The 213-nt window shown below is 52.1% G+C and carries 1 rRNA gene; it reads left to right on the top strand.

The annotated features are described in order from the left end of the window. Positions 1-15: 15 nt before the first annotated feature. A 23S ribosomal RNA gene (locus tag C442_RS16095) occupies positions 16-213 on the top strand; the annotation flags it as partial.

The raw sequence follows: 213 nt of genomic DNA, 5'->3' as shown, positions 1-213 counted from the left end.
TTGAACGAGTCACAACGACGTTGGCTACTATGCCAGCTGGTGGATTGCTCGGCTCAGGCGCTGATGAAGGACGTGCCAAGCTGCGATAAGCTGTGGGGAGCCGCACGGAGGCGAAGAACCACAGATTTCCGAATGAGAATCTCTCTAACAATTGCTTCGCGCAATGAGGAACCCCGAGAACTGAAACATCTCAGTATCGGGAGGAAAAGAAAA

The sequence above is a fragment of the Haloarcula amylolytica JCM 13557 genome (genome assembly GCF_000336615.1).
Taxonomy (GTDB): domain Archaea; phylum Halobacteriota; class Halobacteria; order Halobacteriales; family Haloarculaceae; genus Haloarcula; species Haloarcula amylolytica.
The sequence above is the reverse complement of the archived record's forward strand: the minus strand, read 5'-3'. Positions and strand labels throughout refer to the sequence as shown.